The sequence below is a fragment of the Commensalibacter papalotli (ex Servin-Garciduenas et al. 2014) genome (genome assembly GCF_000527695.1).
Classification (GTDB): Bacteria; Pseudomonadota; Alphaproteobacteria; order Acetobacterales; family Acetobacteraceae; genus Commensalibacter; species Commensalibacter papalotli.
Window position 1 is genome coordinate 397221 of sequence record NZ_ATSX01000002.1, and the last position, 18251, is coordinate 415471.

The 18251-nt window shown below is 36.3% G+C and carries 18 protein-coding genes; 6 read left to right on the forward strand and 12 right to left on the reverse strand.

The annotated features are described in order from the left end of the window. Window positions 1–2 precede the first annotated feature (2 nt). From COMX_RS08805 to COMX_RS08860, 12 genes are all read right to left on the reverse strand, one after another. Window positions 3–1676 carry an NAD(P)-binding protein gene (locus COMX_RS08805; RefSeq protein WP_371827977.1) on the reverse strand — a complete coding sequence of 558 codons (1674 nt, stop codon included), beginning with the start codon at window positions 1674–1676 and terminating at the stop codon, window positions 3–5. Window positions 1677–2137: 461 nt separating this feature from the next. Further along, entirely contained in the window at window positions 2138–3406 is a 1269-nt protein-coding gene (locus COMX_RS11035; RefSeq protein ID WP_034340053.1) for an MFS transporter, read from the reverse strand. Window positions 3407–3427: 21 nt separating this feature from the next. Beyond that, on the reverse strand, window positions 3428–6526 hold the full coding sequence (locus COMX_RS08815; protein WP_034340055.1) for a beta-galactosidase: 3099 nt from the start codon (window positions 6524–6526) through the stop codon (window positions 3428–3430). 113 nt (window positions 6527–6639) lie between these two features. After that, entirely contained in the window at window positions 6640–7725 is a 1086-nt protein-coding gene (locus COMX_RS08820; protein ID WP_034340057.1) for a LacI family DNA-binding transcriptional regulator, read from the reverse strand. A 91-nt stretch (window positions 7726–7816) separates the two neighbouring features. After that, a complete protein-coding gene (locus COMX_RS08825) occupies window positions 7817–8269 on the reverse strand; it encodes a GNAT family N-acetyltransferase (RefSeq protein WP_034340059.1) in 453 nt (150 codons plus the stop codon). Window positions 8270–8293: 24 nt separating this feature from the next. Further along, window positions 8294–9607 carry a sulfate adenylyltransferase subunit 1 gene (locus COMX_RS08830; protein ID WP_034340062.1) on the reverse strand — a complete coding sequence of 438 codons (1314 nt, stop codon included), beginning with the start codon at window positions 9605–9607 and terminating at the stop codon, window positions 8294–8296. Window positions 9608–9648: 41 nt separating this feature from the next. Continuing rightward, window positions 9649–10563, reverse strand: coding sequence for a sulfate adenylyltransferase subunit CysD (gene cysD, locus COMX_RS08835; protein WP_034340065.1), 915 nt, complete (start codon window positions 10561–10563; stop codon window positions 9649–9651). A gap of 33 nt (window positions 10564–10596) precedes the next feature. After that, entirely contained in the window at window positions 10597–11355 is a 759-nt protein-coding gene (locus COMX_RS08840) for a phosphoadenylyl-sulfate reductase (RefSeq protein ID WP_034340068.1), read from the reverse strand. A 261-nt stretch (window positions 11356–11616) separates the two neighbouring features. Then, window positions 11617–12597, reverse strand: coding sequence for a sulfate/molybdate ABC transporter ATP-binding protein (locus COMX_RS08845; RefSeq protein WP_034340071.1), 981 nt, complete (start codon window positions 12595–12597; stop codon window positions 11617–11619). A gap of 1 nt (window position 12598) precedes the next feature. Beyond that, window positions 12599–13438, reverse strand: a complete 840-nt coding sequence (cysW, locus tag COMX_RS08850; protein WP_034340074.1) for a sulfate ABC transporter permease subunit CysW — start codon at window positions 13436–13438, stop codon at window positions 12599–12601. After that, window positions 13435–14304 (reverse strand): sulfate ABC transporter permease subunit CysT, encoded by an 870-nt coding sequence (cysT, locus tag COMX_RS08855; RefSeq protein ID WP_034340077.1) that lies wholly within the window; start codon window positions 14302–14304, stop codon window positions 13435–13437. The genes cysW and cysT overlap by 4 nt, the downstream gene beginning before the upstream one ends. Window positions 14305–14326: 22 nt before the next feature. Beyond that, the gene (locus COMX_RS08860) at window positions 14327–15352 is read right to left on the reverse strand and encodes a sulfate ABC transporter substrate-binding protein (RefSeq protein WP_034340080.1); all 1026 of its coding nucleotides are present in this window, start codon (window positions 15350–15352) and stop codon (window positions 14327–14329) included. 234 nt (window positions 15353–15586) lie between these two features. Here COMX_RS08860 and COMX_RS08865 point away from each other — a divergent pair, with 234 nt between their 5' ends. The 6 genes from COMX_RS08865 to COMX_RS08890 all read left to right on the forward strand — a co-directional run. After that, window positions 15587–15823 carry a hypothetical protein gene (locus COMX_RS08865; protein ID WP_152534199.1) on the forward strand — a complete coding sequence of 79 codons (237 nt, stop codon included), beginning with the start codon at window positions 15587–15589 and terminating at the stop codon, window positions 15821–15823. After that, window positions 15824–16018, forward strand: coding sequence for a hypothetical protein (locus COMX_RS08870; RefSeq protein ID WP_034340085.1), 195 nt, complete (start codon window positions 15824–15826; stop codon window positions 16016–16018). A 17-nt stretch (window positions 16019–16035) separates the two neighbouring features. After that, on the forward strand, window positions 16036–16356 hold the full coding sequence (locus COMX_RS08875; protein ID WP_051462048.1) for a single-stranded DNA-binding protein: 321 nt from the start codon (window positions 16036–16038) through the stop codon (window positions 16354–16356). After that, entirely contained in the window at window positions 16353–16907 is a 555-nt protein-coding gene (locus COMX_RS08880) for a methyltransferase (RefSeq protein WP_051462049.1), read from the forward strand. The genes COMX_RS08875 and COMX_RS08880 overlap by 4 nt, the downstream gene beginning before the upstream one ends. Window positions 16908–16910: 3 nt before the next feature. Beyond that, window positions 16911–17237 carry a hypothetical protein gene (locus COMX_RS11305; RefSeq protein ID WP_034340088.1) on the forward strand — a complete coding sequence of 109 codons (327 nt, stop codon included), beginning with the start codon at window positions 16911–16913 and terminating at the stop codon, window positions 17235–17237. Between the two features lie 378 nt (window positions 17238–17615). Next, window positions 17616–18251, forward strand: a 636-nt coding sequence (locus tag COMX_RS08890; protein WP_034340090.1) for a hypothetical protein, incomplete at its 3' end; no start/stop codon positions are given.

Genomic DNA, 18251 nt, shown 5'->3' on the forward strand with positions numbered 1-18251 from the left:
CACTAAATCTCACTTTGCATATCAATGGCATGACATGGACATTGCTCATAACAAGCAGCACAACCCGTACATTTGTCTAAATCAACACTATACCCAAGACCTACCCCTAATTTCTTAATGGCGCCTTCAGGACAAGCAGCATAGCAATTGTCACATTCGTAACAATTCCCACAGGAGAGACATCGTTTTGCTTCATATTGAGCTTGTCGTTCGGTTAATCCTTCAATAACCTCATTAAAATTATCTCGATTAGATAAAGACAGTTCTTCTTGTTCTGATTTGGTTGCGTCTGAATAAATTGGCAGATTCATTCCTTGATAGTGAATAACTCTATGCTTGGCAGCAGGCTGGTACAATGTATCTCTTAACCACGCATTAACATAGTGTGCTGCTTTTTTACCGTGTCCGACTGCGGTGGTAACCGTTCTGTCGGCTGGCACCATATCACCACCTGCGAAAATACCCGCATGTCCTGTTTGCATATGTGTATCTACAATTACCGTACCATCTTTTTTAAACTCAACGCCGTCTACACTGCGTAAAAAATCAGTCTCTGTCGTTTGCCCAACAGCAAGTATTAAAGAATCAGCAGATAAAGTTTCAAATTCGCCTGTTGGCACAGGTTTGCCTTCATCATTTAACACTACTTTTTCAATGGTAATATTGGTACCATCCATGTTTTTAATGGTAGATAACCATTTAATTTTCACACCCTCTTCTAATGCTTCTTCAACTTCGAATTGGTGTGCCGGCATGTGGTTTTGATCACGACGATAAACGATGATGGCGTCATCAGCACCCAGCCTTTTTGCTGTTCTTGCAGAATCCATTGCCGTATTACCACCACCATAGATGACTACTTTACGTCCTAATAATGGCTTCTCACCGACACCAGCTTTTTTTAATACATCAACAGCATCTAGTATTTTTGCTGAATCACGAGCGGGAATATTAATATTACTGCCTGCTTGAGCACCGATTGCTAAATAAACCGCATCAAAATTTCCAGCTTTTTGATCATTTAATACATCAGTTATTTTATGATTAAGATTAATTTTGATACCAAGAGTAATCAACCGATCAACTTCTTTTTGTAGGATATCACGTGGCAGACGATACGCAGGAATACCAAAATGAAGCATTCCTCCAGATACAGGGCCAGCTTCAAAAATCTCGACAGTATGTCCAAGCATTGCAAGGTGGTACGCAGCGGAAAGGCCACTTGGTCCAGCACCAATAACCATAACGCGCTTTCCTGAATTTGGTATATTTTTTTGGAATTGCCAATTTTCCTCTAGGGCTTTGTCCCCTAAAAAGCGCTCAACAGCATGGATACTGACTGAACTGTTCAGCTCTACTCTGTTACAAGCCGTTTCACAAGGATGATAACAAACGCGTCCATGAATAGCTGGGAAAGGGTTGTTTTTTGTTAACTCAAGCCATGCCTCGTAATAATCTCCAGCTTGTGCATGTGCTAACCAGGATTGAATATTTTCACCTGCTGGACACGCTTCATTACAAGGTGGCAGTAAATCTACATAAATGGGATGGCTTTTACGTTCAGAACCTGTTGTTTGTGGACGCATTAAATCCACAACCCCACTCATATCATGTTGGTTTTTATTCATATTTCTTTGAACTCCAGATTTGTGGCAAGGTGATACCTCATCACACAAATGATTATTTATTAATTCATTAAGTTTGAATTTTTTTATTTATATTAGCCTCTCAGTATCCATAAAAATTAGATTTTATTTGGATGTGCTGAATATTAATAATCTAGAAACAGCGGGCCTATAAATTTTGATGAAGACAGAAAAATTACAGTCTCACTATGTCAAGATAAATGATGTACTTGACTAGGATCTATATTGCTTAAATTAACTGTATATTACAAACAATATTTAAGGTTTTTTTTAAATATATTGCTTTAAATTACAATGAAATTAATCTATTATAGTCAGAAATTGCACATGATAATATCGTTGCAAAATGAGACAAAAAGTTACTTTAAAATATAATACAACACCATTTCTTCTATAGAGTTGTTGAGTTTACATAGTAACTTTTTATTATCATAATCAGCGGTCACTTTATCATTTAAATAATTTGAATTTATGTAGATATAAATTGGTTTTTATGAAGTGGGCTCTATGGTAGGAGCTTGTTTATTAATAACCTTGTTCACATCAACATCACCACCTGTTAAGGTGAAAATAGAGATAACTGAAAAACTAAAGGCGATAATACCCAAAATAATATAGGTATCTTGAAATCCTATTGTTTCATATAGGTTTCCAGTTAAATATGACATTAACATAATTGCAATTTGTTTAAAAAAACAAAAGCATACAAGATAAATAGTTGCTGATAATCTAATTTCAAAAACAGTAGTAATATATTTAAAACACCCGACAATTAAAAATGGAACTTCAAACATATGGAGTGTTTTCAAAATAATAACTTCAATAACAGAAGTAGCAAAAGCTGATCCTAAAATCCGCATAGACATAATGAAACCCGCAATTAATAGTCCATTTTTAGGCCCGATACGATTAATAATTAAAGGAGTAAAAAACATCACTAGCGCATTTAATAATTCTCCTAGCGTGGTAACATATCCAAAAGCTCTTGTTCCCTGAGCTTCTGATGTAAAAAAGGATACAAAAAAATTGGCGAATTGTTGATCAAAGACATCATAGGTACAAGAAACACCGATAACAAATAAACTTAGGAACCAAAGTCTAGGATTTTTAAATAATTGTAATACCAAACCAATATCAAAAGGTTTTTCTTGAACTTCAGGTGTAATTTTCTCCTCTTGAGTATTTTTATTTTCTGGGTTGGACAAATATAACAAGATTGCTAAGCAGATTGCAAAAACAGATCCCATCCAAAAAACAAACTCATTATTAATGGTCATCATATAACCAACAACAGAGGCGCATATTGCCCAACCAACACATCCAAACATTCTGGCTCTGCCAAATTCAAAATGATTATGACGACTGACTTTTTCTATATATGCTTCAATCGTAGGTGCACCACCATTATAAATAAAGCCCAAGTAAAACCCACCAACCACAGAAGCAATATAAATATTGACTTTTAGCAAAGGTCCAAGAACGAATATAAAAAATGGGCCAAACAAAACCAACATCCCAACAATAACCCATAAGAGATGCTTTTTTGTTCCAAATTTATCTGATAACAGTCCAAAAATTGGTTGGAAAACCAATGCAAAAAAAGAAATGCTGGCAAACATAATTCCCATATTAGATTTGGAGACATGATGAATTTCACCAAGCCAAATTGGGAAAAAAGGGAAATATGCACCTATAATAAAGAAATATAGAAAAAAGAAAGATCCAAAAATCCAAAAATTTTGATTTTTAAGATAATACATGATGGATTTCCCCTTTGCCTTTTATGAGCGAGACCAGCAGATTTGATAATGGTAATGATTATCTGAAAGTAAATATTCAGAGTGTACACTTGGGCTCCATGAATCATCACCACCAACGCCCATATGTTGTGCATCTAGGATCAGCCATATTCCCTTTTCTTTTTTCAACAAGTGACGATGTGACGTATCCATCAATTGTTTTTGACTATATTGACTGATACTAAAATGGAATAATCCAGATAATCGATGATCTTCAATTTCCAGAGTTCGCGTATCACAACGCAATCCGTTTTCAGATGGGAAAATATAAGGAGTATATAATTCTTCGATACAAGCTTGCCATAGGCTTACTTGAGCAGCCGTTTTTCTATCAGGGTAATTTTCAAAAGGGCCCTTACCAAACCAAGTCACATTTTTAGGATCTGCATTCAAACAGCACGTTAATCCTATACGAGCAGGTTGAGGATGACCTTTGGCAATTTCAACATGCACTTGCACTTTCATTTGATTATCATGACTAAGCAAAAACTCTTTTTCACTAATAAACAAACACTGGCCATTTCCTTGATAATAATGTTTTGTTCTTACGAAAACGCCATCATTCAAAACATCAATTTTATAATCAATTAAAGTTGATTCTAAATGATAATATCCGCTATGGCTCCATCGCTCTATCCAAGCATTAGGATCAATACGATCAACTTCACTTACCCCAATATCATTATCTATCGGTGCTCTGGTAAAGTTGTCTTGTAAAGGAGAAAGGAGTGCTGGGGCATTATTTTTATTCCACTGAACCAGTAGTCCTGTTTGAGTGTCAAATTGCCATACAGACTGATCAATTTTTATAGAAAGCAGGTTTTCTTTCTCAGTAATTGCAGCTAGACAACTTGTTTTATCAAAAGATTGATAGTCTAATGTTTGTGCAATTAACCATTGATCCCATGCTGTTTTGTGATTTGCATCAGACCAAATAGTAGGTTGAGGTTGCACGATTTCAACGTTAAACCATAACTCTCCAACACCTATATATTCTGGAATTTCAGTAATTTCGATAAGTTGGTCTTTTTGGGCTGTAATATTTAATAGACATTGGCCTTGAGCAACTTTTCTTCCATTCCATTCAAAAGACCATTTTAATAACTCATTATCTGTATGTCTAAATAAGTAATCACTGGTAATTTTTAATGTTAATGGATTTTTACTTACGAGTTCAAATTTGAAAAATTGTTGTGCATGTTGGGCTTCATATAGGGTCGGATGAGGGGTGCGATCTGGAAAGACTAATCCATCCAAACAGAATTGACGATCATTGGGTTTATCTCCAAAATCTCCACCATAAGCATAGAAAGTAACGCCATTTTCTTCTTTCGTAATACCTTGATCAACCCAATCCCATATAAATCCACCTTGCAGTCTGGGATATTGATGAAACGCTTGCCAATACTCATCGAAGCTTCCAAGGCTATTTCCCATTGCATGCGCATACTCACATAAAATTAATGGTCTATTTTCATCAGGCATGCTGATCCAATTTTTAATAGCAAATTTAGGCACCGCTGGAAAGTTTTGATCTTGATCAACCCGAGCATACATTGGACATACAATATCAGTGGCAGGACTATTAGCCCCACCCCCTTCATATTGAACAGGTCTTGATGGATCTGTTTTCTTTACCCATTGATACATCGCATCATGGTTATGCCCATAACCAGATTCATTGCCCAGCGACCAAATGATAATAGATGGGTGATTACGATGATGAGGGACTAAACGTGTAATTCTTGCCATCATGGCATTTAGCCAAACAGGATCATTACTTAACCTGTTCATCGGGGTCATCCCGTGTGTTTCTATATTGGCTTCATCAACAACATATAATCCATATTGATCACATAATTTATACCATAATAAATTGTTTGGATAATGAGAGCATCGTACTGCATTAAAATTATGCTGTTTCATTAAAAGAATATCTTGCAGCATCGTTGCTTTATCCATGACTTGACCATGTTCGGGATGGTGTTCATGGCGATTAGTGCCACGGATTAATAAGGGTTGGCCATTTAATTTTAATAAGCCATTCTCTATAGTTATTTCCCTAAAACCAACGTTACAAGCCTCACATTCTATTAGATTATCTTGAGTATCAAGTAAACTTAGCACTAAACGATATAAATGTGGTTCTTCTGCACTCCATAGAAATGGAGTATTTACAGATAACTCTAAGTCAACCTTATCATGATAGTTACCACGTTCATCAATAATATCAGTGCCAATTCTTTTTACTTCAGAACAAATATGGTCTTTACCATACCATAATTCAGCTTGAATTTTTAAGTGTTCATAGCGAGCTTGATCGCTATGAACAGTAACTTCTATGGAAAGTTTTCCATAATCGTAATGATCCTGCAAAGAAGGCGTTACCGCGAAGTCAGAGATATAATCTTTTGGCTTATAGTGTAAATTAACATCACGGAAAATACCGCTCATACGCCACATATCTTGGTCTTCTAGATACGTGCCATCAGACCAGCGTAAAACCATAACCGCTATTCGGTTAACCCCAGCATGTAAATAATTAGTTAAATTAAATTCTGCGGGTAAGCGACTATCCTGAGAATATCCAACCCATTGTCCATTACACCACAAATAAAAAGCGGAATTAACACCGTCAAATATAATGTGGCAATTTTTGTCAGTTAGTTTTTCTTCATCTACATTAAATGTGAGCGAGTAACAACCTGTGGGGTTATGTCTTGGTACAAAAGGAGGATTCACAAGAATAGGATATGTTACATTCGTATAGATAGGCGCATCATAACCATATATTTGCCAATTTGATGGCACAGGAATTGTTTTGTGATCTTCAAGGTCCTCCTGCACCCATTGTTCTGGCACCTCTTCGGGAGCAGTAAAATAATTAAAATTCCATGATCCATTTAAACATTGAATAGATTGTGGTTTTATATCTTGGCACGCATCTTGTTTATTTGACCATTGATACAAAGGAGCATGCGATGGCAGCCTTTTAAACTCTATTATTGAAGGGCTTTCCCAATCTCTTCTTGCTAGGATTTGTGATAAAGTTAACGCTTTAAAAGAATCTGATTGAGGCATCACTCATAACTCCTAAATATAAATGTTATTCGTTCACATTTATAAGTAGAGTAATAAACACCACCACTTGTAAAATCATATAAAAGTGAGGTGTGGATATTTTCTTATTTTACCTAAGATCTTGCTGATAAATAATTTGCAATCACATATAATTGCTTAGCAAACTCTTTATCATTTGTTGAATTTAATGAATTGGCAGAAGTGCTTGTCTCTCTTTTAACTAAACTTGTTGGTAACACAAGAGACGAAATATTACTCTCGGGAGCGTTCATTTTATGTACTAATTTCTCGACAGCTTGTTTACCCAACTCCTTAAAATCTTGAGCAATAGTCGTTAAAGGAGGATAAAAAAATGCGCTATCCTCTGTATCATCATATCCAATCACTGATATTTGTTCTGGGATTTGAATTCTCAGCTCATGTAAGGCACGTAATCCCCCCAATGCCATTTGATCATTAGCAAAACAAATCGCTGTTGGGTGTTGATGAGAATAGCATAATGCTTTTGTCAAGGCATATCCCGAAGCAGAGCTCCAATCGCCTTCTTGAATACTTATTGGGGATATACGATGCTTTTGTAAGGCTTTAATCCACCCATCAAAACGTAACCGAGCAGATACAGAACTTTGAGGCCCTGTAATTAATGCAATTGACGTATGTCCGAACTCAATCAGATGTGTAATGCCTTGTTGTCCTCCCTCTCTTGAATCTGTCATTACAGAAAGGCAGGATTCTTTGGGGTCTACATCCATAAATAAAACAGGAATATTTCGACATAAATGCTGAATTTGAATAATTTGTTGCGAATTGCTGGGGATGTTGACAATAATCCCATCGACGCGTTGTTCTAATAATTCGTTGATAACATGGTCTATTATATTCAAAGATTGATTTTTGGCCATTGCAATAACAACACTATATTTTAATTCTTCCGCATGCACCTTAACAGAAGCTGCAATTTGAGAAGGCGCGTGCAATGAAATATCTGTGGTTGCTAAACCAATCGTACTGCTTTTCTTGCCAGCCAATTGTTGGGCTACACGATTAGGCGTATAATTCAATGATTTCATCGCAGTGAAAACTGCTTCTTTTGTTTTTATAGAAACGCAAACAGAGCCGTTGATCACACGCGAAACTGTTTGATAAGACACCCCAGCCAATGCAGCAACATCTTTTAATGTTGGCTGTTTATTAAGCATAAAATATCAGCTTTCATTGTTAAATTGATATATCAGATATAAACATCAACTTGGTACGTTAGTATATTTTGCTTACAAAGTGTAAAGTTTTTTATAATGCACATTTACCGATTTTAATCGTGTGATCGACTTTACATCCCATGAAATATTCAGGTTGATACGTTTCTTCGTTTATTCTGTTTTCCAGTTGAACAAATCCGTGTTTTTGATAAAATTTAACAGCAGCCTTATTCTCGGTATAAACATTTAAAAATAATTCAGAGCGAACCTGTCTGGCTCTTTCAATGAGGCTAGAGCCTAATCCTTTGCGTTGATATTCTGTTTTGATAAAAAGACCAGAAATATAATTATCTGTTAATCCAATAAATCCCTTTATTCCGTGAATATCTTGTACATAGACTTCTGATGATGGAAGGATCATTCTGACTAAGTCAGTATTGTTTTTAAAAAAAGATGGATCAATAAAAGGGTGAGCGAATAGATTTTGATTGAGCCAAATAGCCATCACTTGATCTAAATCATTACTTTGAAATTCTCTGATCATTGATCCCTCTATAATTTTAAAGAACTATTTAAATAAAACAGCCCCCGCTGTACGATTGGTTGCTGTATCCACAAGGATAGCAGCCCCAACGTCTTTGGCTTCATTATATGGTAAAATAGGAATGGGTTGTTGTAATACCAAAGAAACTTCTCCAATGCTGTTTTTATCCAGATTTTCGGCAGGTTCAGTTTCCAAAGTATGAATATTTAAATGATGTTCAATTGCTGATACTTTTGTTTTAATCCAACGGTGTCCGTGCTTTAACCAATAGGCACGCCCTACAACCAAAGGCTCATCATCTAACCATGCCAAGGTTGCTTTGGCTTCTTTTTGTGAAGTTGATGATTCAGCTGCAATTAACCAATCCCCACGGGAAACATCAATCTCTTGATCTAAGATTAAACCGACAGATTGACCTGTAGCAGCTTCATGAAGTTCTTCTTGTAGTGCGTTGGCAAAGATCTTGCTGATTTTGGCTTTTGCACCAGAAGGCTGAACGGTCAAATGATCTCCAACCGTGACAGTGCCCGCAGCAACTCTACCCCAGAAAATACGACGACCATGTTGGGTTGATGAACCATCATGAGCTTCTTGTAATTTTTGCACGAACTGAACAGGGAAATGAAATGCTTGTGTGTTATACGCAACGTGAGAAGGGAGTGCTGTTAAGGCTTCTAATAGGCTAGGTCCTTGATAGACTTTTTCACATAAAATATTGCCATGTTTATCGGCATTACGAGTGGTAATATTTAACCCTTTTAATGCAGAAATAGGAATAATATCCGTAATGGTTACATTGGCTTGTTGGGTGAATTTTTCCAAAGCACGTTTGACATTAATAAATGCTGTATCAGGGTCCTTGATCGCGTCTAATTTATTAATGGCAAACAAAATAGAAGGCACTTTTAATAAGTTAGCCAATAAGGTATGACGACGTGTTTGAGGTAATAACTCAACCACTTTGTCTTCCCAATTGATTTTGGTTACATCAACCAAGATCACCGCAGCATCGCTGCTGCTGGCGGCGGTAATCATGTTGCGCGTATATTGCTCATGGCCAGGCGCATCGGCAATAATAAATTTACGTTCTGGCGTGGTGAAATAACGATAGGCAACATCAATGGTAATACCTTGTTCACGTTCAGCCTGTAATCCATCGGTTAATTTGGCTAGATCATAAGATTCATCATCAGCAAGTTTATGTTGAATGCCAGAAAGCTGATCCGCAAGAATGGCTTTACTGTCCAGCAATAAACGCCCAATTAAGGTGCTTTTCCCATCATCGACGCTGCCAGCGGTTAAGAATTTAAGCGTATGTTTGTTTTGTAAAGATGACATAAAATCGTTTCCTCAAGAGTTAAAATGATGACAGCGTAAACTTAGAAATAACCTTCAAGTTTACGTTTCTCCATAGATGCTTCAGAGGTTTGATCATCCATACGGGTGGCTCCTCGCTCACTGATAGTTACAGCAGCCGTTTCCTTGACAATGTCACTGGCATTGGCAGCATCACTTTCAATAGGGCAAGTACAAGTCATATCCCCAACAGTGCGGAAACGCACAGTTTTGGTTTCAATGGTTTCCCCTTCTTGCACAGGGGTAACATCGGTTACTGGCACTAATAATCCTTTACGGGGGATCACTTGGCGCTGATGAGCGTAATATAGGTTAGGAAGCGGGATTTTTTCTTGTTCAATATATTTCCACACATCAAATTCTGTCCAATTAGAGATTGGGAAGACACGGAAATTTTCGTCAGGTAAAATGCGGGTATTAAATATATTCCATAATTCTGGGCGTTGTGCTTTGGGTTGCCATTGACCAAAAGAATCACGATGAGAGAAAATGCGTTCTTTGGCACGGGCCTTTTCTTCATCGCGTCTTGCGCCACCTAATAAGGCATCAAAACGAAATTCTTCAATTGCTTCTAGTAGTGTCACAGATTGGTGTGGATTACGACTTTCCAAAGGGTGACTTAATCGAACAGTGCCACGTTTCATGGAATCTTCAACATTACGAACGATTAATTTTGCATTAAGCTCTTTGGCTCTGCGATCACGAAATTCAACAACTTCAGGGAAATTGTGTCCAGTATCAATCATCAATAAAGGGAAGGGGAATTGTCCTTGCCCAAACGCTTTTTCTGCCAAACGTAACATGACGCAAGAATCTTTTCCCCCAGAAAAAAGAAGTGCAGGGCGTTCAAAAGAGCCAGCCACTTCTCTCATGATAAAGATAGATTCTTCTTCTAAATCAGAAAGAGGAGTATATAAATTGGGTGAATGAGAAGTCATAAAATTTCCCTTAAGTCTTAAATCAAATCGTTATTATTTTGAAGGTCTGTTTGATAGAGAAGATGCCTCATGAACATGTAATCCACATTCTTTTGCGCCATCTTGTTCCCACCACCAACGTCCAGCACGGAAATCTTCACCTAAAGCAATCGCACGGGTGCAAGGTTGACATCCAATGCTAACATAAAATTGGTCATGCAAGGGATTATAAGGTACGTTATTTTCTTTGACATAATGCCAGATATCCCCAATCGTCCAATCTAATAAAGGATTAATTTTTACCTTTGGTTGTGTTGCATCGCTTGGATTTTCTTGTTCAATTATTTGTAAGTTGGCTCTAAAGTTAGATTGTTCTCTACGTAGGCCTGTAATCCAAGCTTCATGTCCCTTAAGCATTACTTTTAAAGGGACTAGCTTACGAATATGGCAACATTCTTTGCGCAGCTCAACTGATTCGAAAATCCCATTTTCGCCATTTTTTTTGACATATTCAGCAACTTGATCTTCATCAGGATAATAAGTTTTTATTTCCAGATTATAATGAGTTTCTGCTTGATCTTTAAGATCCAAGGTTTGCTGATGTAATTTTTTCGTATCCAACATTGCAATAGAAATAGGTAGGCCTAAACGGTGAATAAAGTCCGTAATGACCATATCTTCGACCCCAAGGCTGGTGGCTTGAACGATTTGGCCATACTCAGCCACCGCGTTTTTAAGGATTTCTTGAGTTTCAAGCAGTTTACGTTCATAAAATTCACTGGGTTTTTTAGAGTATAGTTCTATCGGAGTCATTATGTGTGAGCTTTGCTGAAAAAAGAAAATACGAAGCGGTGTAAAACAAAAAATCCTTTTGTATAATTAGAACCTATCTTTTAACAAAAAAATTATAAAAAGGGTAGGTAGTGAATAAATGTTAATTTATTATACTTTATTTATATGTATTTAATTGTTTTTCTAAAATAAATCAACAAAAATATCATTTTTTATAGGATTTTAATATATATAACTTAATATAATAGTGATTTATTTTATATGAGATTATTATCAAGAATTTTAAATTTCAAAGTCCATAATTGGCCTGAAATAAACTTTATCTCCTTTGTTTAAGTTATTTAAATCACGGGTAGTATTAGGAACTTGGGCTTCAATAGGATAATCACTGTCTTTGGGTTTTAAAACGATTTTTGTTACTGCACCAAGAGGGCGAATATCGATTGCTTCAGCCTCAAAATATCCTATTTTTTCGGTATGAATGCTGAGGATAATTTCATGAGGTCTGAACGTGAAATTTTGTTCACCAACTGAAAAGTGATTTGTTTCCCCAAGGAAATGATAAACGAAATCATTTTTGGGTGTGTCTAATATCTCTTTGGGTGATCCAATTTGCTCAATAACCCCTTTGTTCATAATCACAACGCGATCCGCAATTTCCATTGCTTCTTCTTGGTCATGGGTAACGAAAACGCTGGTCAGTTGTATTTCATGGTGTAAATTCGATAACCATTGTCTTAGCTCTCTTCGGACTTTAGTATCTAAAGCCGAGAAAGGTTCGTCCAACAGTAATACGCTGGGATCAATCGCCAAGGCACGTGCCAATGCAACACGTTGTTTTTGACCGCCTGATAATTCCTCTGGATATCGATTGGCTAAATTACCTAGTTGCACCATTTCTAATAGATGTTCAGCTTTTGCTAAAATATTGGATGCAGAAGGCCTTTCTTTTTTTGGTTTTACACGTAATCCAAACGAAATATTTTCTAAAACAGTCATATGCTGAAACAGAGCAAAATGTTGAAACATATACCCAATGCGACGTTCACGAATATCTTTTTTTGAAATATCTTGGTCGTTAAAAAAGATTTGACCAGAGCTTGGTTGTTCCAATCCTGCGATAATACGTAAGAGGCTTGTTTTTCCACAGCCTGAAGGGCCAAGAAGGGCGATTAATTCACCTTTACGAATATCTAGATTGATATTTTGTAAGACATGAAATTGATTAAAATATTTATTTAATTCTTTAATACGGATATTCATTTTATTGTCCTGCCTCTGAATGAGCATTCGTAATTCTGCGTTCACACCATTGTCTTATAAACAAGATAATCATGGCCATTATTAACAATATAATAGAGATACTGAAGGCAGCAGTTGCATTATATTCGTTATATAAAATTTCTATTTGTAAAGGCAGGGTGTTGGTTAGCCCTTCAATATGACCAGAGATAATGGATACCGCTCCGAATTCTCCCATGGCTCTGGCAGTACACATCACCACGCCATGTAATAGAGCCCAACGGATATTTGGAAACGTGACATGCCAGAAAATCTGCCATCCATTCGCTCCTAATAACCGAGCAGCTTCTTCTTCGGTATTGCCTTGTTCTTGCATCAAAGAAATTAATGAACGAGCAACAAAAGGAAACGTTACAAAAATAGTAGCAAGCACAATGCCTGGAACAGCATAGATCACTTGTAAATTATACTCCATTAAAAAAGGGTATAAAATGCTTTGTGAACCATAAAGTAGGGTATAAATTAATCCGACAATAATGGGGGATATGGAAAATGGCAGGTCGATTAAAGTCGTCAGTAAGTTCTTGCCAACAAAATCATATTTTGTGATACACCATGCAGCCATTACCCCGAAAATAACATTTAAAATGACAGAAAGTAGCGTGGCAAATAATGTTAATTTTAATGCTGATAACGCAACTGGGTTGGCAAAAGTATGCCAAAAAAACCCAAGCCCTTTTGAAAGCCCCTCAATCAAAATAACGGATAAAGGTGCCAGGAAAATAACACCAAATACAATCCATGTCATCATTAAAAGTACTGATCTTTTGAGGTTACTTTGTTTATAGATTACTGGCGTCATGATGATTTCTTTTTAGAAAAACGGGGGATAGATAAATGCGTAATGAACCAAATCAAGCGATGTGGTTTAATCCAACGTTGAATGATATTGATGGCAAATAATAAAGCAAAAGAAATCAGCAACATCAACAAACTGATAACCGTAGCGCCTGTATAATCAAATTGATCAAGCTTAGAGACAATTAAAATGGGTAAAATTTCGGTTTTATAAGGGATATTTGCTGCAATAAAAACAACAGATCCATACTCGCCTAAACTACGTGCCATTGCCAAGGAAAACCCCGTTAACCATGCAGGGAATAACATTGGAAAAATAATATATAAAAAGCTTTGTAAGGGTGTTGCCCCTAATGTCTTTGCAGCTTCTTCGACAGAATAAGGAATATCCTTGATAATCGGTTCAAGCGTTCTGATAGTAAAAGGAATAGTGACAAATACCATTGCAATTATAATGCCAAGGGGGGTGTAGGCAACTTTAAAAGGTAAAAGAGAGCCAAGTAATCCATTGGGTGCATATAAAGTTGTCAAAGCAATACCTGCAATCGCTGTGGGTAAAGCCAAGGGAAGATCAACCATTGAATCAATGATTTTTTTTCCTGTAAAAGAATAACGTGTCAACATCCATGCTAAAAATACACCAAGAATTGAAGCCAATAAAGAGGCATAAAAAGAGGTATATAAAGATAATTTTAAAGCACTTTGTAATTGTTTATTGCCGAGAATAGTCATAAGCTGGTCAAAGTGAATATGACTGGCATATAAAAAGAGTGCAGCCAAAGGGAGTAAAACAATTAAGGAAAGCCAAGATAACGTATATCCTAAACTTAGCCAGAATCCTGGAATGACTGAATATTTAGAAGAAAACATTAAACTTCCTTAATTAAAAAAATTAGCGATTAATTTCACTCATAATTCTGTCAAATATTTTATTATCCTTAAAAAATTTGTTATTTATTTCTTTCCATCCTTTAAATACTTTGTCAATAGGTATTAATTTTAAGGTGTGAAATTTATCTTTGTATTCTTCTGCTATTTTTGGGTTACTGGGACGATAATAATATTGTGCCGCCAGAGTTTGTCCCACGTCACTATAGAGGTAATTTAAATACCCTTCTGCTACAACACGCGTGCCTTTTCTATCAACAACAGAATCTACGACGGCTACTGGTGGTTCTGCTAGAATAGAAACAGAAGGAGTAATAAGCTCAAACTCTCCAGGTTTTGATTCGTTCAAAGCCATATAAGCTTCGTTTTCCCAAGAAATTAAAACATCACCTAATCCTCTTTGAATAAAGCTGAGGCTGGATGATCGAGCGCCTGTATCTAAAATAGGGGCATGTTGATAAAGTTGTTTGACAAAATCATATGCTTTTGCTTCAGAACCATATTTTTCCAAAGCATATGCCCAAGCAGCCAAGAAATTCCAACGTGCAACACCAGATGTTTTGGGATTGGGGGTCAGTATTTGCACCCCAGGTTTAATTAAATCGCCCCAATCATGAATATTTTTTGGGTTTCCTTTGCGTACCAAGAATACAATAGTCGAGTAATAGGGGCTACTATGATAAGGCAATTTGCTTTGCCATTTAGGATCAATAAGCTGTTTATATTTATTGAGTGCGTCTATGTCGCCCGATAAAGCAAGGGTAACGACGTCCCCTTGCATACCATCGATGACGGATCGTGCTTGTTTCCCAGATGGACCATGAGATTCATAAACAACTACATGATCCCCTGTTTTTTCTTTCCAATATTGTGCAAAGGCTTGATTATAGGCGTGATAAAATGCCCGTGTTGGATCATACGATACATTTAATAATGTCACCGTTTTAGCAATGCTGGTTTGGAGATATAGAGGAGTGATCAGTAAAATAGCAGCTAAAATTTTCCAAATTTTTGGTTGGTACGGTTTCATTATATGGACATTCTAATGATAAAAGAAGAAAATATAGTTCAAGGTATATAGGATATAGTAATTTTATCAAAATTTAAAGTGTTTTATTTAAAATACTATTTTTTATAGTTGTTATTTTTTTAAATAATGAGTTTGGAGAATCAACGTTTGCAGCGATTTCCTCTATAAAGAGTAAAGAAATAGAATTTAAAAAAGAAAAAAGAAAAAAGAAAAAAGGAACAATTAACAGGGGAAGTGAATCGAACCTTTTCAACTTTTATGAAAACGGCATGCAAGCGATTACAAGAAGTGGCCAAAATTGATACGATCAAAGCCTTAGATCAAATCTCGATTTGGTTTGAGGAGGCAGCTCACGATGGTGAGGCAATGTTAAAAGCCATTGAAACAGGATGGGGTAAGGAATATCCCATTGGGTATATTTCCAAAGTGATTTCCAACGTTTCACATAGGTTAGTAACGTCAGAACGGTAGGTGATTGATGGTGGAAAACATGATGATGATCCTGCTTTTCGAATGCTTTCAAGGGATGAACAACTTGCGTTATTAATTTTGGAAAAACAACAAAATATTCCAAAATGGCTAATCAAACATACCGAGAATTATCAACCTTCAGTATTTAAATACTTGATTGCCAAAGGTTTGATTCCTCAGAGGGTTGGTGCGTGATGATAAGCAGTATAAACATGGTGACTCTGGCTGGTTATCTAGGCAATGATCCAGAGATTAAAACAACTCAATCAGGCAAAGAAACAGCCAGTTTTTCCTTGGCAACTAAACAGAAATGGAAAGATCAAGAACGAACAGACTGGCACAGGGTTGTTGTGTTAAATTCTGGATTGATCAAATTGGTTAAATCTTATGTACGTAAAGGTAGCTTGATAGGGCTGCATGGGCAATTACAGAACAGAAGCTATCAAGATAAAGACGGTAAAACTTGTTATATTACGGAGGTTATTATCCCACCCTTTACAGGTGCATTAACATTATTGGGTGGTCAAAAATGAGCCAACAACGTCACGAGCATGATTGGTATGTCGAGCCCCCAGAATGTGTAGAAAAGCTGATTGAAGTTGAAAAGTTCTTTGGCTACTCTATTCTTGATCCATGTTGTGGCAAGGGAACAATACCCGCAGTTTTCTTGGACGAGGGGTATTTAAATGTTGAATGTCATGATTTGGTTGACCGTAATATTGAACGTATTAGTTTACAGAAACGTTTTAAACAGCAAGATTTTTTAAAAAGCTCAAAAGATAAAAAATGGGATACGATTGTTACAAACCCACCGTTTAAAGATGCTGTTCCTATTATCGAAGAAGCATTGAAAGTCACAAATTATAAAGTTTGTGCTTTATTACGGTTGGCTTTTTTAGAATCAGAAAAACGCACAGCGTTCTTCAAGAAATCTCCTTTGGCCAGAATATGGGTGATGAAAGATCGCGTCACGATGTATAGCGGGGATTACCAAGGAAAAAAGAAATTTTCAGGCACTCAAGTCTATGCATGGTTTGTCTTTGAACATGGCTGGCATGGTCCCACTCAAATTGAAAGGGTCTGAGAAATGGCAAATAGACGTAAAACGAAAATAAGTGTTGTTGGATCTGGAACGGTAAAAAAGCCTTCTTTATTTCAGCAATATCGTAGAGAAGAATTCGTAGTAGAGATTGGTGTTGATCCAGATAATCCCAACCAACAAGTTAAACGTCTGCGCCGTAAATGTGTATATGACGAAATGCTGGCTCGTGGATCTATTAATCAAGAGCAACGTGATTTTGCTGAATGCTATGCGATAATTTGCGAGAAGTCTTTTGGAGGCAGCGGAGATTTGTATTCAATAGTAAATTTTTTAGTGATGGTATTCATGGTCATTATGATGGCCCTACCTTAAAACAGAGCGAGGCTTATGATAAGCTCTTTAAAGTCTGGGGTGCGATGGGGAAATACCATCGTGATTTATTAAATATGATCGTGCTGGGAAATATGGGCAGCAAACAAATATCACAAAGACTGCACCTGAACCTGAATTATACAATGGGTCAGGTGCTTTCTACGTTCATTTTGCTCGAAGAAGCTATGAAAGATTTATAAATAAGGGGCTTGTACTTTTGTAAGAACTATATTAATATATTACAAAATGGGAGTTTTATTTATTGCTTTTTCAACACATAAGATAACTAAAATTTCTTTAATAAATTAACTTATTTATTGTTTCTATATAATTATGATAATTTTTTCAATAGTTTTTGTATTATGAAAGAGTTAATATATGCCCAATTCTCAATTATTTCCAACGGCTCAAAATACACCAGACCAAATGAACGGTTCTATTTTTTTTGTAGATAATAAAACTTCACAAGAACATCAGTATATAGCAACCTCTGAGGATGTTAAAGTTCCAAAAGAAATAAGCAACCTCACTGCTGGCAATGATTGGTATCAAAAAGATTTGTCTCATATGACAACAAATTTGATGCAGAAAGAGTTGAATTCAACAGCGTTAACACCAACAGCTCGGATTGCTGATATAAATTATGCGGGTAGTATTAGTCACTATAGTCCTGGTGATACTAGCGATCATGGTGCAAGTGCTGATATTAAAATATATAACAAGCGAAAGCAAATGTATATCAGCGCGGAATATGGGATAAAACCTAGTTATCAAGATATTTTAGGTCGTGATCCTAGCCATGATGAAATTCAAAATGTTGCTGGTTATAGGATTGAATGGGATAATGTTACTCGTAATAATGCAATACAAAATGAACGAACTAGAATAGCGTATAGCGATGAGGCATTTAATATTATTCATGATAATGTTAATCGTATATTAGGCTATGACTGGGGCAATGATAACAATGTCCGTTGGGCGCAAAGTCGCTTAGCGAATGGCGAGAGTATGAAA

Bases quoted from the DNA above. Each gene is read 5' to 3' on its own strand.
- COMX_RS08820 (WP_034340057.1), bottom strand. From the start codon at position 7,725: ATGCTTAATAAACAGCCAACATTAAAAGATGTTGCTGCATTGGCTGGG.
- COMX_RS08825 (WP_034340059.1), bottom strand. From the start codon at position 8,269: ATGATCAGAGAATTTCAAAGTAATGATTTAGATCAAGTGATGGCTATT.
- cysW (WP_034340074.1), bottom strand. From the start codon at position 13,438: ATGACGCCAGTAATCTATAAACAAAGTAACCTCAAAAGATCAGTACTT.
- COMX_RS08840 (WP_034340068.1), bottom strand. From the start codon at position 11,355: ATGACTCCGATAGAACTATACTCTAAAAAACCCAGTGAATTTTATGAA.
- COMX_RS08880 (WP_051462049.1), top strand. From the start codon at position 16,353: ATGAGCCAACAACGTCACGAGCATGATTGGTATGTCGAGCCCCCAGAA.
- COMX_RS08830 (WP_034340062.1), bottom strand. From the start codon at position 9,607: ATGTCATCTTTACAAAACAAACATACGCTTAAATTCTTAACCGCTGGC.
- COMX_RS11035 (WP_034340053.1), bottom strand. From the start codon at position 3,406: ATGTATTATCTTAAAAATCAAAATTTTTGGATTTTTGGATCTTTCTTT.
- cysD (WP_034340065.1), bottom strand. From the start codon at position 10,563: ATGACTTCTCATTCACCCAATTTATATACTCCTCTTTCTGATTTAGAA.
- COMX_RS08815 (WP_034340055.1), bottom strand. From the start codon at position 6,526: ATGCCTCAATCAGATTCTTTTAAAGCGTTAACTTTATCACAAATCCTA.
- COMX_RS08845 (WP_034340071.1), bottom strand. From the start codon at position 12,597: ATGAATATCCGTATTAAAGAATTAAATAAATATTTTAATCAATTTCAT.
- COMX_RS08875 (WP_051462048.1), top strand. From the start codon at position 16,036: ATGGTGACTCTGGCTGGTTATCTAGGCAATGATCCAGAGATTAAAACA.
- cysT (WP_034340077.1), bottom strand. From the start codon at position 14,304: ATGTTTTCTTCTAAATATTCAGTCATTCCAGGATTCTGGCTAAGTTTA.
- COMX_RS08860 (WP_034340080.1), bottom strand. From the start codon at position 15,352: ATGAAACCGTACCAACCAAAAATTTGGAAAATTTTAGCTGCTATTTTA.
- COMX_RS11305 (WP_034340088.1), top strand. From the start codon at position 16,911: ATGGCAAATAGACGTAAAACGAAAATAAGTGTTGTTGGATCTGGAACG.